The 15,562-nt window shown below is 62.1% G+C and carries 13 protein-coding genes and 2 tRNA genes; 7 read left to right on the top strand and 8 right to left on the bottom strand.

Going from position 1 to position 15,562, the window contains the following annotated elements:
• Positions 1-57: 57 nt before the first annotated feature.
• On the bottom strand, positions 58-1,722 hold the full coding sequence (locus tag NKI73_RS10570) for an ABC transporter substrate-binding protein (RefSeq protein ID WP_352629250.1): 1,665 nt from the start codon (positions 1,720-1,722) through the stop codon (positions 58-60).
• 289 nt (positions 1,723-2,011) lie between these two features.
• On the opposite strand from NKI73_RS10570, the gene NKI73_RS10565 reads away from it, so the two are divergent.
• The 4 genes from NKI73_RS10565 (at position 2,012) to NKI73_RS10550 (ending at position 5,804) form a co-directional block, all read left to right on the top strand.
• Positions 2,012-3,070: an ABC transporter ATP-binding protein gene (locus NKI73_RS10565; protein WP_352629248.1), complete on the top strand. Its 1,059-nt coding sequence runs from the start codon at positions 2,012-2,014 to the stop codon at positions 3,068-3,070.
• Positions 3,071-3,097: 27 nt separating this feature from the next.
• Complete coding sequence (locus tag NKI73_RS10560; RefSeq protein ID WP_352629246.1) at positions 3,098-3,550, top strand: RbsD/FucU family protein; 453 nt, start codon at positions 3,098-3,100, stop codon at positions 3,548-3,550.
• A 4-nt stretch (positions 3,551-3,554) separates the two neighbouring features.
• Positions 3,555-4,484, top strand: a complete 930-nt coding sequence (rbsK, locus tag NKI73_RS10555) for a ribokinase (RefSeq protein ID WP_352629244.1) — start codon at positions 3,555-3,557, stop codon at positions 4,482-4,484.
• A 1,002-nt stretch (positions 4,485-5,486) separates the two neighbouring features.
• Entirely contained in the window at positions 5,487-5,804 is a 318-nt protein-coding gene (locus tag NKI73_RS10550; protein WP_352629242.1) for a hypothetical protein, read from the top strand.
• 124 nt (positions 5,805-5,928) lie between these two features.
• On the opposite strand, the gene NKI73_RS10545 is transcribed toward NKI73_RS10550, so the two are convergent.
• Positions 5,929-6,005 (bottom strand) — tRNA-Asp (locus tag NKI73_RS10545).
• Positions 6,006-6,221: 216 nt separating this feature from the next.
• On the opposite strand from NKI73_RS10545, the gene NKI73_RS10540 reads away from it, so the two are divergent.
• Positions 6,222-6,297, top strand: a tRNA-Val gene (locus NKI73_RS10540).
• Positions 6,298-6,358: 61 nt separating this feature from the next.
• Here the strand turns inward: NKI73_RS10540 and NKI73_RS10535 are convergent.
• The 5 genes from NKI73_RS10535 to NKI73_RS10515 form a co-directional block, all read right to left on the bottom strand.
• Positions 6,359-7,129, bottom strand: coding sequence for an SDR family oxidoreductase (locus NKI73_RS10535; protein WP_352629241.1), 771 nt, complete (start codon positions 7,127-7,129; stop codon positions 6,359-6,361).
• Positions 7,130-7,142: 13 nt separating this feature from the next.
• Positions 7,143-8,138, bottom strand: a complete 996-nt coding sequence (locus NKI73_RS10530; RefSeq protein ID WP_352629239.1) for an ABC transporter permease — start codon at positions 8,136-8,138, stop codon at positions 7,143-7,145.
• A 149-nt stretch (positions 8,139-8,287) separates the two neighbouring features.
• On the bottom strand, positions 8,288-9,328 hold the full coding sequence (locus tag NKI73_RS10525) for a sugar ABC transporter substrate-binding protein (RefSeq protein ID WP_352629237.1): 1,041 nt from the start codon (positions 9,326-9,328) through the stop codon (positions 8,288-8,290).
• Between the two features lie 41 nt (positions 9,329-9,369).
• Positions 9,370-10,134 (bottom strand): ATP-binding cassette domain-containing protein, encoded by a 765-nt coding sequence (locus NKI73_RS10520; RefSeq protein ID WP_352629235.1) that lies wholly within the window; start codon positions 10,132-10,134, stop codon positions 9,370-9,372.
• On the bottom strand, positions 10,131-11,297 hold the full coding sequence (locus NKI73_RS10515; protein WP_352629233.1) for an ROK family transcriptional regulator: 1,167 nt from the start codon (positions 11,295-11,297) through the stop codon (positions 10,131-10,133). Before NKI73_RS10515 ends, NKI73_RS10520 begins: the two co-directional genes overlap by 4 nt.
• 224 nt (positions 11,298-11,521) lie before the next feature.
• On the opposite strand from NKI73_RS10515, the gene NKI73_RS10510 reads away from it, so the two are divergent.
• Positions 11,522-12,700: a M24 family metallopeptidase gene (locus tag NKI73_RS10510; RefSeq protein WP_352629230.1), complete on the top strand. Its 1,179-nt coding sequence runs from the start codon at positions 11,522-11,524 to the stop codon at positions 12,698-12,700.
• A gap of 515 nt (positions 12,701-13,215) precedes the next feature.
• Positions 13,216-13,965, top strand: a complete 750-nt coding sequence (locus NKI73_RS10505; protein ID WP_352629228.1) for a methyltransferase domain-containing protein — start codon at positions 13,216-13,218, stop codon at positions 13,963-13,965.
• 236 nt (positions 13,966-14,201) lie between these two features.
• On the opposite strand, the gene NKI73_RS10500 is transcribed toward NKI73_RS10505, so the two are convergent.
• Positions 14,202-15,506, bottom strand: a complete 1,305-nt coding sequence (locus NKI73_RS10500) for a M23 family metallopeptidase (RefSeq protein WP_352629227.1) — start codon at positions 15,504-15,506, stop codon at positions 14,202-14,204.
• Positions 15,507-15,562: the final 56 nt, after the last annotated feature.

The following is a 15,562-nucleotide window of genomic DNA, read 5'->3' as shown; positions in this document are numbered from 1 at the left end:
CCGGAGCCGGTAAAATGGGGCCCGGCGTGGCCGCCGCCCCACGGTTCATAGGCCAGCCTACATGCCGAGCGAAGCCTTGTAGAGCTTGACCTGGTTGTCGCGGCCGATCTGGTCGGTCAGCTTCTCCCAGGCCGCCGCAATAGCGTCGGCGCCTTCCTGCGCCTTCATCTTGCCGGCGAAGGTGTTGGCCAAAATATCCTCGGCGGCGCTGTAGTACTGGAAGATGCCGGGGATGCGTGGCTCGATCGCAGCGTTCGGGTGGTTGTAGCTGTCGGATTCCGACTTGAGGTACGAGGTGATGAAGGCCTCGTCGTAGCCGGCGGCAACCCATTCCGGAATGTCGAAATGCGAGTTGCGGTAGGGCTGGAAGCCCGACGGATACATAGCCGTCCAGATTGACAGATCCTTGCCGCCGAGATGGGCGGCGGCGGACCATGCCGCCTTCTTCTTCTTCTCGTCGGTATCGACGCGAGCCATGACATAGACGCCCCAGCCGAGATAGGCGCAGTTGGGCGCATAGTTCGGGCCGCTGGCGAGCTTGTCCCAGGCACCGGTCTTTGAATTGTAGACATCGTCCGAGCCCGGCAGGATCGAGAAGCCAGTGACATCGCCGACAACCGACGAATCGTTGGTCTTGACGTTGGAACCGACATCGCCCCACCAAGTGACCATCGAGCCGGTGCCGGCCAGGAACTGCTGGAAGGCAGTCGTGTTCGGATCGGCGTTGATCTGGTCGGCGGGTTCGGACGGCAGCGCGTCGATGACGTCCTGGATGGCGCGCACCCAGGCCGGATTGTTGACGCGCGGCTTCATCGTGTCGGCGTCGAACAGCCAGGCCTTGTCGTCCGGATGCTTGGCATAGGCGCTAGCGCGGCTGCCGAGGAAATAGAAGCCGAAACCGCCCCACGCCTTGGGCGCGTCGAGATAGCCGAAGACGTCCTGGTCCTTGAGCTTCTTGCCCTTGAGGAACTTCGTCACCGCCTGCACCTGCTGCCAGGTCTTCGGCACGCCCCACTCGCCTTCACCGCCGCCGTCCTTCCAGGCCTTGGCGAGGTCGGCATCGGCGAACACGTCGGTGCGGTAGTTGAAATTGTGCGCGTCGCCGTCGACTGTCACGCGATATTGCTTGCCGTCCCAGGTGCCGACCGGCGGCTGCAGATAGGCCACGACGTCCTTCATGTCGATCTGGTCCTTGACCCAATCCGGCATCTCCGAGGTCAGGCCCTTGCCGCAGACATCGCCTTCGAATGGTGCACCCATCTCGATGATGTCGAAATCGACGGTGCCGGTGGCGATCGACTGCTGCAGGCGAGCGTTGTAGTCGGCCTGCGCCAGGTCGATCCAGTTGATCTTGGCGCCGGTATAGGTCTCCCATGGCTTCAGGAAGCCGCGGAACAGCACATTGTGCAGGTTCTGGTTGTTGAGGCCCATGAAGGTCAGCTCGACGCCGGCGAATTCGCCTTCCTTGACGTTGGCCTTGGTCGCCTCGAGGCAGAGTTCACCGACCTTCTGGAAATCGGCGTCCGTCGGCTGGCCTTTGCCGACGCCGGGGATCTGCAGGATTTTGGAGCGCAGTTCGCTTGCGGCGGAAGCCGGGCGCGTCAGGGCGCCAAGCCCGGCGCCCGATGCGGCTGCAATCGCGGCCATGCTGGCCGCACCCTTCAATATGTCGCGCCTTGTGGCGCCGGCACGAACCAGTTTCTCGTAAAGACCCGTTCTCATCGCCTATTCCTCCCAGAACTTCAGTGTGAATAAATTGACCAACTGTCGGACGCTGGAGCGCCAACGATGCTCCCGGTTCGGAAACGAATTAGGCAGGACCCCACCCTGCGTCGATTGAAGTTCCGATTGCGGATCGGGTACCGACATTTTTGACCAGCGCCTGCCACTATTCTCACAACCAAACGCCGTGTCAACGAGAACGGTTTTTATCTATAAGAGACCGACTTGCCCTGGCAGGTCGCGTTGGTTAGCTTCTGCGCCTACGGCTAATGGAGCCGATGGGGGAGACATGGCGCAAGTCGCGATCAGCAAGGTGGCCAAAGCCTTTGGAACGGTCAAGGTTCTGCACGAAGTCAGCGTCGATATCGCAGACGGACAGTTCGTCGTGCTGGTTGGCCCTTCGGGTTGCGGCAAGTCCACGCTGCTCAGAATGGTGGCCGGGCTGGAAACCGTCTCCGCCGGCACGATCGCCATCGGCGACCGCGTCGTCAATCATCTGCCGCCGGCCAAGCGCGACATCGCCATGGTGTTTCAGAACTATGCGCTCTATCCGCACAAGACAGTCGAGCAGAACATGGCCTTTGCGCTCAAGCTGCGGAAAACCGATCCGGCCGTGGTCGCCGAGCGGGTCAAGCGGGCCGCCGACATCCTCGACCTCAATCCCTATCTGAAGCGCTATCCCCGCCAGCTCTCCGGCGGCCAGCGCCAGCGCGTGGCGATGGGCCGCGCCATCGTGCGCAATCCGCAGGTGTTCCTGTTCGACGAGCCGCTCTCCAATCTCGACGCCAAGCTGCGCGTGCAGATGCGCACCGAGATCAAGGAACTGCACCAGCGGCTGAAGACCACCACTATCTACGTCACCCACGACCAGATCGAGGCCATGACCATGGCCGACAAGATCGTCGTCATGCGCGACGGGCGCATCGAGCAGGTCGGCGCGCCGCTGGAACTGTTCGACCGGCCGGCCAACCTGTTTGTCGCCGGCTTCATCGGCTCGCCTTCGATGAACCTGCTCAAGGGCGTCATGCGCAAGGGCGCCAGGCCCGGTGTCGACATCGCGGGCACGCTGTTCCCGATTGCATCGGACAATGCCGCGCAGGACGGCCAGGCGGTCGTCTATGGCGTTCGGCCGGAGCATCTCGAGATCCATCCCGATGGCGTGCCGGCGAAGATTTCGGTGGTCGAGCCGACCGGCTCGGAAACGCTGGTGTTCCTGCGCTTCGGCGACGGCGAGATGGTGGCGCTGTTTCGCGAGCGCCACGACTTCAAGCCGGGCGACACGCTTACCCTGAAGCCGCGGCTCGACCAGATCCACCTTTTCGACGCCGAGACCGGCAAGCGTCTCTGATCTCAACCGGACTTCACGAGGACTATCATGCTCAAAGGCATCAACCCGCTGCTCAATGCCGACGTGCTGCAGGCATTGCGGGCAATGGGCCATGGCGATGATCTGATCATCGCCGACACCAATTTCCCGTCCGATTCGGTGGCGCGCCAGACCGCGCTCGGCCGCCTGCTGCGCATCGATGCGTCGGCCGCCGAGGTAGCAAAGGCGGTGCTGTCGCTCTACCCGCTCGATACATTCGTTGACGACTCGGCCGCGCGCATGGAGATCGTCGGCAAGCCGGACGAAATTCCGGCTGTGCAGAAAGAGGTACAAAAGGAAATCGACGCGGCCGAGGGCAAGTCCTGGCCGATGATAGCGGTCGAGCGCTTCGCCTTCTACGAGCGCGCCAAGCAGGCCTACTGCGTCATCCAGACCGGCGAGCGCCGCTTCTATGGCTGCTTCGCCTTCCGCAAGGGCGTCGTGCCGCCGGATGCGGAGTAGCGGCATGGCTTCGGGCAAGCCTATCGTCATCTTGGGTGTGTTCGTCGCCGACACCGCCTACAGGGCGCAGCGGCAGCCGCGCATGGGTGAGACGATCCTCGGCACATCCTTCACGCTGGGTCCGGGCGGCAAGGGCTCGAATCAGGCCGTTGCCGCCGGCAAGCTTGGCGCCGACGTCACCTTCCTTACCCGCCTCGGCGTCGATCCCTTCGCGGATATGGCCAGGCAGACCTGGGCGCAGGCGGGTGTCAAGAATGCCGTCATCGATACGCCGGAAAGCTATACCGGCGCGGCCTACATCTTTGTCGAGGAGACGACCGGCAACAACGCCATCATCGTCAGCCCCGGTGCTGCCATGCTGATCTCGTCAGCCGATATCGAAGCCAATGCCGGGCTGATCAGCGGTGCCGGCGTCTTTGTCACCCAGCTCGAACAACCGATCGAAGCAGCTATGCGGGCGCTGGAGATCGCGCGCGGGGCAGGGGTGACGACGATCCTCAACCCGGCCCCGGCGGCAAAGCTTCCCGACCGCATCTACACGCTCTGCGATTATCTCACGCCCAACGAGACCGAGACGGAGGAATTGACCGGGATGAAGGTGTCCTCGGTTGACGAGGCGCGAGCCGCTGCGGACAAGCTGCTCGAAAAGGGCGTCGGCACGGTCATCGTCACGCTGGGTGACAAGGGCGCGCTTTTGCACTCGAAGAACCGCTCCGACCATGTTCCGGCCATCAGTGCCGGACCGGTGGTCGAAACCACCGGCGCGGGTGACGCCTTCAATGGCGGGCTGGCCGCAGCGTTGTCGCGAGGCGTGGAGCCGTTGCAGGCGGTGCGCTTCGCCTGCGCCGTCGCCGGCATTTCGGTGACGCGACCAGGCACCGCGCCATCGATGCCGACGCTGCAGGAGGTCGAGGCGCTGCTGGCGAGGGGATGAGGTTAGGGCAGCGCATGGCAAGATTGTCAAAGAGCGCTTGGTGGTAGCCATATTCTGGAGGCGGAGTCCCGTCTAATGTCGCCCTCTTGGCCCGTAAATCCGAGTCCAATGAGAAATCGGTCAAGACCAATCCGCGGATAGGCTTCCGCCACCGTGTCTAAATGCGCCAAACCACCTAGCCCGCGATTGCCATCCCAAGGCAAGCCCAGGCCGATAGCGAGGCCCAGGACGAGCTTGCTGGCAAGATCGAGTGCGATGGCGCGGACAGGGCGCCATGCGTCCAGGCGGGGCGCTCTGAGGGCGTTCGAAAGGCCATCGAAGGTGGCTTCTATGCTCTGCTTCTAGATCAGAACGTGGCGAATGTGAATCTCCCGCCCGTTGCATCAAAGTCTAACGAGCTGGAAAGCGCACTGGAAAGCACGTGCGGTAACAGTTGATTCAACCATCGCTGGTATATTAGCTAGTGTGAGTAGCGGCTCCGACAGTGGGCGGGCGCTGAGTGCCGGAGCCGCCAGCGCAGTCCGGTTGGGGTTTGACCGCGCCGTCCTATTGTGGGACAGCGCGGTCAACGATTCGTTAAAATGCTCCGGGACTAATTAAGCGCATGCTAATTGAATCGCGGTTTCGCGAGTCAGTGCACGGCTTGTTCGGCTGCTCGGATTGCAAGGCTGGGGCACGCGACCGCCAACCGATGTCTTCACCTTCATTCCTGACTGCGAAGGCCGTGATCAGGCTCGCAATCGCTGTAGACGCCGGGCCGTTTAGGCCAAGCCCGCTGCCTCACGGTGGCGGGCTTTTGTCAACGCGACACGGTGCTGTGACAACGAACGATTTTCAAAGCTGCCCTCGGGTGCTCCCGGTGGCAGGACAGCTCCGCGGAGCGTGATTATATTAGCAATAAACGATATATTAACAGCCGTGATGCAGCCTTCCACATCACGGGGGGAAAACACCTCCTCGTCGACGTTTCCGGTGGACGGTCGACCAATGCGGAGCAAACGCATGAGTGTCGGAGCAGCTCTCGAACAATTGCTGCGGTTGATTCATCGCCGAGCCATGAAACTAGCGGCGATGCCGGAGGATGAAAGGGATTCACACTACGATCTCATCCGCCTGTCATGTTGCGCAGCCGCCGAACGCATTGGGCAAAGTCCCGACAAGGCCGCCATTACGGCAAACGATATGGTTGAATTTGTTCGCGCACTGGTTGGAATCATCGAGGTAGGCTGCGGATCAGACCAAAGGCCAAGTGACGATCGACCGGCCGCATCACCGGCACGGCATTTTGGCAGCCGGGAGAATGGCGCTGCGCGCATCTAGGGGACGCGCGCTTCAAGCGGCAGCAGTCGTCCGCGAATTCTTCGCAACCTGCCTACTGGTCCGATTGCCTGACATGGCCGAAGCCTACTTAGCGCGAAAACCATTTAACTATCAGTAAGTTAAATGGCGCGAGTGACGGGGCTCGAACCCGCGACCTCCGGCGTGACAGGCCGGCACTCTAACCAACTGAGCTACACCCGCGCATGGCGAACACGTGTCAGCCGTGTTCGTCGTTGGGGCGCTGGATAAGGGGTTCGCCACCGGGTGTCAAGCGTGACAGGACAGCATAACAGCAAACAGGAGAAGGTTTTTTGACAGCCAGCGTTTTGTTGGCAAAACCGGCATCCAACCAGGGCGTCCTGCGCTCATTTGGCCTTGCGAAGCCGACCCTGACCGCTTAAAGGTCCGGCCCGGAGCGGGCGATTAGCTCAGTTGGTAGAGCGCTTCGTTTACACCGAAGATGTCGGCGGTTCGAGCCCGTCATCGCCCACCATTCATCCCCTGTCTCAAGCGATTGCCAAAACGCGAAGCCGCGTCACTCGCGAGCGCAACGCTCAAGGCGGCAGAAGCCGAAAATCATTGCCTTCGGGCAGCAACTGCCCACCATCGACAACAATGGTCGTGCCGGTGATGTAGCTGGCGTCGTCGGAGGCGAGGAACAGGAAGGCGTTGGCGACGTCGCGCGGGCTGCCGAGGCGGCCGAGCGGGATGGAGTCTTCCATGTTCTTGATGTAGGCCGCGCCGCGATGCAGCTCGATCGCTTCGGTCAGGATGTTGCCAGGCTCGACGCCGTTGACGGTGATGCCGTAGCCGGAAAATTCCAGCGCTGCGGCCCGGATGAAGCCGTTGATGCCGGCCTTGCTGGCCGAATAGTGGCCATGGCCCGGGCTGGTGACATGCGGGCCAGTGATGGAGGAGGTGTAGAGCATGCGGCCGAAGCCTTGCGCTTTCATCGGCGCCAGGGCCGCGCGGCTGGCATTGAAGGTGCCGCGCAGATTGACCGCCATGACACGGTCCCAGTCGTCGGCGCTGGTGTTTTCGATCAGCTGCCAGGGATAGATGCCGGCATTCTGCACGATGATGTCGAGGCGGCCATGTTGTTTGAGCGCCAGCGCTACGGCGGCCTCGGCGTCGGCCATCAGCGAGATGTCGGTGCGGATGAAGGCGACGCCCAGTTCATCCGCGGTCGCTTGCCCGGCCTCGACCTCGGTGTCGGCGAGCACCAGCCTCGCACCCTCTTCGGCAAAGCGCAGGGCGATGCCCTTGCCGATGCCGCGGGCGCTGCCGATGATCAGCGCCACCTTGTCTTGCAGCCGATTGGTCATGCGAGCCGTCCTGTCATGCGAGTCTTTGGCGAATGGTTTGCTTGAAAGCGTCGAGCAGCACGGCGGCCAGCACCAGCAGGCCATGGATGACCTGGGTGAAATTGGCCGGCAGGCCCATCAGGTTGATCGCCGTGTTGATGGCCGAGAGCAAAAGCACGCCGGCATAGACGCCGGGCAGGGTGCCGACGCCGCCTTTCAGGCTGACGCCACCGATGACGACGGCGGCGAAGGCGTTGAACAGCAGGCCGACGCCGAGATTGGCGGTGGCGCCCGAGGTGCGGATCGCCAGCAGCCAGCCGGCAAGCCCGGCGATGGCGCCGGCGAGTACGAAAGCGATGACGAGATTGCGGTTGACGCGGATGCCGGCACGGAAGGTTGCGGTCTCGTTGCCGCCGATCATCACGAGATGCCGACCAAACGGCGTCTTGGCCATGATCAGTGAAAAGACGACGAAACAGGCGACAGCGATCCAGGCGGTCAGCGGCAGGCCGATCAGGCGCTGGATGCCGAACCAGCGGATGGCCGGCGCAAGATCCTGCGCCGAGCGGCCGCCCGAAATCACCAGCACAAGGCCGCGCACCCAGATGTAGGAGGCCAGCGTAATGATGAAGGCGCTCATCTTCACCTTGACCACGAGGTAGCCGTTGAAGGCGCCGATGATGCCGCCGACGGCCAGCGCAACGAGCAGCGAAACCGGAACCATCAGCCATTCCGGATGCAATTTCACGCCCATGCCGATGCCCGACGAGCAGAACAGGATGCCGACCGCCATGGCGCTGAGCGCGGCCACGGATTCCACCGACAAGTCCATGTGACCGGCGATGATGACCAGCGCCAGGCCGATCGACATGACGCCGAGAACACTGGAAGCCTCGATGATGTTGGCGAAGATGCCGAGCTGGAAATAGTTCGGGACAAAGATGGAAAAGACCACCAGCACGAACAGCAGCATGAACCAGACGAGGTTATCGAGAACGAACTCCAGGGCTTTGCGTGTGCGCGGGTTCATGGGCTGATCCGGTTGGCGCATGTCCCGCGAAATCAATTCGATTTCGTCAGGTTCAGGCGCGGATTCAAATTCGCCACGGCGTCCTTTCGGACGCGGCGTTGTGAAAGGGCAGGCTCCGGGCCGTAGCGGCCCGGAGCGCTTTCAAATGACTATTCGACCGACTTGACGGTGTCCGTCGGCGGCTTCTGGTTGCCCCAGAAGGCCGGATTGTCGACGTTCTCCTTGGTGATCGCGGCACCGGGGATCTTGATGTTCGGGCCCCAGGCTTCCTTGGTGACGGTCGATTTCAGGCCGAGCACGTCGTATTCGCCGGGCTTGATCTCTTCCTTCTTGGCGATCTTGTCCATGAACATGGCGACAGCCGCGGCCTGCGCGTAGAGCGGCTGCTCGACCTCGACGTTGAGCCAGCCCTTGCGGATGAGGTCGAGGCCGACCGGCGCGCCGTTCGAGCTCATCAGCATGACGTCGCCCGGCTTCTTGCCGGCGGCCTCGAGCGAGGCGACGGCAGCGACCGACAGGTGCGCGGCATGGCTGAAGATCAGGTCGATGTCTGGGTTTGCCAGCATCTGGTCGGCAACGATGGTGCCGGCATTGCTGGCTTCCCACTGCATGGCCGGAAGCGAGATGATCTTGACGTCCGGAAACGCCTTCATCTTCTCCTCAAAGCCCTTCTGGATGTCGAGCGTGTAGGGGTCACCCGGATCGCCGAGCACCTGCAGCACCTTGCCCTTCACCGAGCCGTTCTTGGCTTTCAGAAGCTTCTCGGCCTGGTCGGCGGCGACGTAGCCGATCTCGATCGTTCCGGCGACCGAGGTGAAGTCGGATGGTGTCGAGGTGATCTGGCGGTCGAATTCGACCACCGGGATGCCGGCCGCGCGGGCAGCCTCGATGGACGGTTTCAGCGCATTGAAGTCGACCGCGGCAAGGATGATCGCCGCCGGCTTCAGCGCGATGACGTCGTTCATCTGCGATTGCTGGGCGTCGGTCTTGTTGTCGGCGTTCAGCGTCTTCATCTCGTAGCCGGTCTGCTTCAGGAACAGCTCCAGCGCGCTCACCGAGCCGGTCTGGAACTCATCGAGCAGTGTCGGCACCATGTAGTAGACAATACCCTTGGACTGGGCGAATGCCGGCGTGAGCGTGGCAAAGGCCAGTGCAAGGATACCGAAGACAGCAAGAAGTATTCGCTTCATGTCGTTCGCTCCTCTTTTACGCCGGACCCCTCTTTTGTCCCTCAGCCCGCCGGTCCGGCACCGGCAAGCGTCTCTCCGGTGATCATGTTGATCACCGCGTCGGGACTTGTTTTGTTGCGTGCGACATCGCCCGCCACGACGCCTTGCCGGATCACCACGATCCGGTCGGCGACCTGGAAGGCCTGCTGCATGATATGGGTGATGATGACGACGCCGATGCCCTGGTTCGCCACCTGGCGGATCATGTCGAGGCCGCGCCGCGTCTGTTCGACGCCGAGGGCGGCAAACGGCTCATCGAGCAGCACCAGCTTGCCGCCCCAATGCACGAAGCGGTTGAGCTCGATGGCCTGCCGCTGGCCGCCCGAAAGGTGCTCGACATTGGTGCGCAGCGAGGGAATGCGGGTGCCGGCACTGGCCAGCGCCTTTCCGACGACGGCTTCCATGGCGCGCTCGTCGAGCACGGGAATGCCAAGAACCTTCCTGGTGATTTCGCGGCCCATGAAGAAATTGGCCACAACGTCGACATTGGTGCACAGCGACAGGTCCTGGTAGACGGTCTCGATGCCCGCCGCCTTGGCCTCGGCGGGTGATCTGGCAAGGAACTCCTTGCCTTCGAACAGCATGCGGCCCGAGGTCGGCTCCAGTCCGCCTGATATGATCTTGACCAGCGTCGATTTGCCGGCGCCGTTGTCGCCCAGCAGCGCCACGACCTCGCCCTTGCCGATCGAGAAGCTGATCCCCTTGAGCGCTTCGATGGCGCCATAATTCTTGGTGACGTTGTCGAGCACCAGCAGGGGTTCGTTCATGCCGCAATCTCCCTGCCTTTGATAAGGTCGCGCTCGCGCTCGCGTTCGGCAGCGAACATCTGCCCGAAGCGGGGTGACAGCACCCCCGAAACCGCAAGGGCGGCGGCGCCGCGCAACACCGAATGTTGCCCGCCGCGCGCGACGATGATTCGAGGCGTCGTGCGGTCCTTCCGCGCGGAAACGGAATTGTGCAGGCCGGCAGCCGAACCGGCAAGCAGTTCGAGTAGATCGGTGGACGCCAGCCCGCCGAGGATGACCGTTTCAGGGTCGAACAGGTTCTCGATGATGGCGACGGCATTGTGGAAGATCGGGGCGACTTCGGCGACCCAATCGGCCTCACTGCCGTTCCAGCGCAGGAGCGCCTCGAGCGAGAGGTATCTTTCGAGACAGCCGCTGTTGCCGCACGGGCAGACCTCACCACCGGGAATGACGGGAATGTGCCCGATCTCGCCGGCATTTCCCCATGCACCGCGCAACGCGCTGCCGTCGTGAACCATCACCCCGCCAAGGCCGACGCCGAAATAGAGATAGTAATATTCGGAAAACTGGGCCCCGAGGCCGTATAGGCGCTCGCCCATGGCCGCGGCCGCCATGTCGGTTTCAAAGAAGGCCGGCAGCCCGGTCGACGCCGCCAGCCGCTCACCCAGCGCCACATCCTTCCAGCCGCTCATGGTGGTCGGACCGACGAAACTCATGGATTCGACGTCGAACGGGCCGGGCAGGGCCATGCCGACGCCCAGAACCCGTCCTCCAGCCCGGAGTCTGGTCAATTCAACCACCATCGCCCCGATCAGATCGAAGGCATGGTCCGGCGTCGCGTTCGGCGCTTCGCGGTAGGTGCTCTCGATCACGTCGCCGCTCAGATTGATCAAGGCGGCATTGATACCAAGCGGGGTGAGGTGGACGCCGACGGCATAGCCACCCTCGGGATTGATCCGCAAGGTCGCCGGAGGCAGGCCGCGCCCCTTCGGCTCTTCGCGCAGCGACAGGATGTAGCCCTGTTCTTCCAGCTCTCGAACGATGGTCGATACCGTCTGGACGGTAAGCCCGACACGCCTGGCGATCTCGCCGCGTGCGATCGGCCCATGGAGGCGGATGGACTCGAGCACGATGCGCCGGTTGTACGGCCGCCCGAACTCCTGATTGGTCCCCCGCAGTGCCATGATTTGCGCCCCTTAGGAGAGGGTAGCTTCGCATCACTTATTTATTCAGTCAAATGGAATTCAAAAATAAATTGATGGCGAAGTCCAGATCGAAAGTCGGCTGTGGAGGACGTATCCGGTCCAGGACCTGCTCACGCGCCGGCCTGGCCGATTGCCGCGATGTCGAAACCGCTTCATGGGTTAGCGAACCCGCGACCGTTGATCCAACAAAGCATGGAGCAAAGATGATCGAATTGCCGTTTGCCCGCGACGAGTACCAGATGCGGCTTCGCAAGATACGCACGGCGATGGCAAAACGCGGTCTCGAGTTGCTGATCGTCAACGACGTTGCCAACCAGCATTACATCACCGGCTACGATGGCTGGTCGTTTTATACGCCGCAGGTGGTGCTGGTTCCAATCGAGGATGTCGAGCCGGTCTGGATCGGGCGCGCCATGGATGCGGCCGGCGGTCTTCTGACAGCCTGGATGAAGCCTGAGAACGTGGTTGGCTTCCCGGAGGACCATGTTCAGCGCGGCGATCGCCATCCCATGGACTGGATCGCGAACTGGATCGTGGCGAAGGGCTGGGGGAACCGCCCTATCGGTATCGAGCTGGAAGCCTACTATTTCTCTCCGAAAGGGCATGCCCGGCTTGTCGCCGGACTTCCCAATGCGAAATGGCATGATGGCGATCTGCTGGTGAACTGGATCCGCGCGGTCAAATCGGCGCCCGAGATCGCCTATTTGCGCAAGGCCTCGACGCTCGCCGAAGCGGCGGTCACGCGGGCCTTCGAGGTGATCGCGCCAGGTGTTCGCGAGTGCGATGCCATCGCGGCCATCCAGGCGGCGCAGATCGGGGGCAGCCCGGACTTCGCGGGCGACATCACCGCGCTTCCGCCGACGATACTCGGCGGCGAGAACGCTTCCGCGCCGCACATCATGTGGAGCGACAGGCGGTTCGGGGACAATGAGACGATTGCCTTGGAGCTTGCCGGTGTCTGCCGTCGCTATGCCGCCGGACTTGCAAGAACCCTGCAACTCGGCAAAACGCCGACAAATGTCTCGGATACGGCAAAAGCGGTGATCGAGGGCATGGACGCGGTGCTCGATGCGGTCAGGCCGGGAACATCAGCCGAAGCCGTCGAGGGCGCCTGGCGCAAGGTCATTCAACGCTACGGACTGAAGAAGGAGTCGCGCATCGGCTATTCCATCGGCGTCGCCTATCCGCCGGATTGGGGCGAACACACGATCAGCCTCAGGCCGGGCGACAAGACTGTGCTTGAACCAGGCAACGTCGTTCATTCCATCCTCGGCATGTGGATGGACGGCTGGGGCATCGAGATCAGCGAGACCATCCTGGTCACCGAAACCGGCAATGAGACGCTGACGAAGTTCCCGCGAGAGATCCATGTTAAATCCTGAGGCTGCGGTTGCCGCTAACGCCGAGGCCTGCATCGACCCGACAATGTTTTCGACACGCCCGGATGGACCATCGCCGACGACTTTGGCTACAACAGCGAGAAGCGCCCGTCGGTCTATTTTCACTAGGAATCCGCAACGAGGCGGTCGGATCGGTCTTTCCGCTCCATCATGCCCGGTTTCGTGTTGACGAGGCCGCGTTGAAAGTTGGCGCGGCCACCCTGGTTTCGGCCGTGACCTCATTTCTGTCGATGCACTCGCGACGGTAAACGGTTTCGAGTTGGCCTGCGTGATGGCGCGGAGTCCGGTCTTCGTTCCGTTCGGCTTCAGGTATCGGCGGAGGGGCTGCCAGGGTAACGCCATTTTCAGCGCGCGCGAAATTGCGGTCCATGGCTCTTCCTCACATCTTTTGCGCAAGGTGGAAGAAGGCAGTGCGAAACTCTAAGGGGCTTGATTTTCACCGTCGCCCGCGCACTCGGATTCTAGTATAGGACCAATTTTGGAGGGGGGGAAATTTTGTGAGCAAAGATTTAAGCAAGGAGTACGGCCCGGCATTCTTTGAATCTCGCAGCCGGGAGGTTGGTATTGCTGAAACGGTCCTGCGCCCTTTGATTAGCCTGCTACGGCCGAAATCCGTCGTCGACTTTGGAACAGCTACAGGATCGTGGCTCGCCGCGTCAAAACGCCTTGGCGTGCAGAAAATAGGAGGTATCGACGGACCTTGGGTGCCCGCAGAGCAGAGGCTCATCGCGCCACACGAATTCACCGAAGCGAATTTTGAAGAAGAGTTGCCCGACCTTGGCCGATTCGATCTGGCGATTTCGGCGGAAGTGCTGGAGCATATCTCGGGCCCGGCATCTCTCAGAGCCGTCGAGTGGCTGTGCCGCAGTGCGCCGGCAGTGCTGTTTTCTGCCGCTATTCCCTTTCAGGGCGGCATGCACCACATCAACGAACAATGGCAAAGCCATTGGGCAAATGCCTTCGAAACATACGGTTTCAAAGCCTATGACATAATCCGACCGGTGATTTGGACTGATACGTCAATCCCCGTTTATTACCGGCAAAACCTGATCTTGCTGGCTGACGACGAGACCGCAAGAAATCATGGTCTCGTCCCGGTCGCCCCTGCGTTCCTTGATCGCGTTCACCCTGAAGAGTACTTTTCAAAGCTGACAAAGCTAAAGCGGCGCACAATCACCGGGCGCATCAAATGGCTGCTTGCCGGAATGCATCGGCCGGAACGGTCCACGCTCCCGCGAAAGAGCTAAGCGGCAAAGACGGCGATGAACACGCCGGGCATATCGACGCCGGTGCCATTTGAGGCTGAGGTGGAACACGTCGGATGCCGACCACTAGATGGGCTTCGACAATCTGCGTTCGCCTTGCAAGGGGAAAGCCCCGCACGGCGACGAGAGTCCGAAAAAGGAATGGGGTCTGCGCGAGATAGAGGTTGTCCGAACGGCTCGGTTGCCTGAGACCGGGATTCAGCTCCCGGCCTGCGCGCTCAGAGATATTGTGCGACCTTCTTGCCGACCGTGAGGAAGCGCAAGGGATCGATCGCTTCGCCATTGTGGCGGACTTCGTAGTGCAGATGCGGGCCGGTCGAGCGGCCGCTGCTGCCGGTCTTGCCGATGACGGCGCCGGCATCCAGTTTCTCGCCCACGGTCACGTCGATCTCGCTGAGATGCCCGTAGCGCGTCGCAAAACCATTGCCGTGGTCGACTTCCACCATGCGGCCATAGCCGCCATTCCAGCCCGCCTTGGTGACGATTCCGGGCGCGGTGACCTTGGCGGCCATGCCGATCGGCGCCCTGAAATCCATGCCGGAATGGAGCGCGGCGGTGCCGAGGAGGGGATCGGTGCGCACGCCGAACGGGCTGGTGACGGAATGACCGGGGGCCGGATTGGTCAACGGGAGCTGGCGTGCTTCCTTCTTGAGGTGGTCGAGCGCGTCCAGCGCCTCGTCGAGTTCCTTGACCTTGCTGTCGAACATCATTGAGGAGTCGAGCGGGATCAGTGGTCCACCGACATCGCTGTTGTCCTTGCCGAAATCGCTGTCGACCGGCAGTCCTGCCGCCTCGAGCGCCTGGGTGATGGCATCGGCGCTCTTGTAGGCGTTGTCGGCAAGCGTGCTGATGCGGGTCAGTTGCTCGTTCTCGATGGATTTCAGCGACTGGTTGATCGAGACGAAGAGCTTGTCGGCACGATCGGCGGCTGAATCGTTGGGCAATGGATCGGAGCGGGTCGACCACAGCGAGAACGGCCTGGTGTCGCCGGCGCCGAGGTCGGCGCTCAGGCTGGCGACCGTATAATTCGGCGCGGGTTCCTTGATGCTGCCGGTCACTTCGGCGCGTTTGTCCGGCTTCGCAACCGCAGCCGGATCTTCGGCCGGCGCCGCGCCGGCTTCGTTCTCGGCGCGTTCGAGCAGCGGGCCAAGCCGACCGTGACGCTGGCTCAGCTGGCTCTGGCGTTCAAGCAGTTCGCTGACCTTGGTTTCCATCACTTGCTGGTCGAGCAACTGGCGGCTGGTGATGCGGTCGACCTGGGCGCGAAGCGCCGAAATGCGATCTTCATAGGCTTGCTGCATGCGCGCCTGCCGCGCCGTGGTGGCGCCGATCAGGTCGTCGCGCAGCACAAGATAGGAGGTGGCCATGAGGTAGCCGATAGCAATGGCGGCCAGCGCCGAGCCGATAAAGGCCGCGAACCAGGGTCGGATCGTAAAGTGCCGGATCTCGTTGCCCCGCGCGATGATGACCGTATGGGGCTCCTTGCGCCTGCCGAAGACTGCTGACTGACCGGTTGCGTTCACGGGACCAAGCTTTCGTTTACGACACAACGACAGCTTGACTACACATTATTAAGGTT

The organism is Mesorhizobium sp. M0496 (assembly GCF_040321205.1).
Taxonomy (GTDB): domain Bacteria; phylum Pseudomonadota; class Alphaproteobacteria; order Rhizobiales; family Rhizobiaceae; genus Mesorhizobium.
This window is presented reverse-complemented; position numbering and strand designations above follow the sequence as displayed.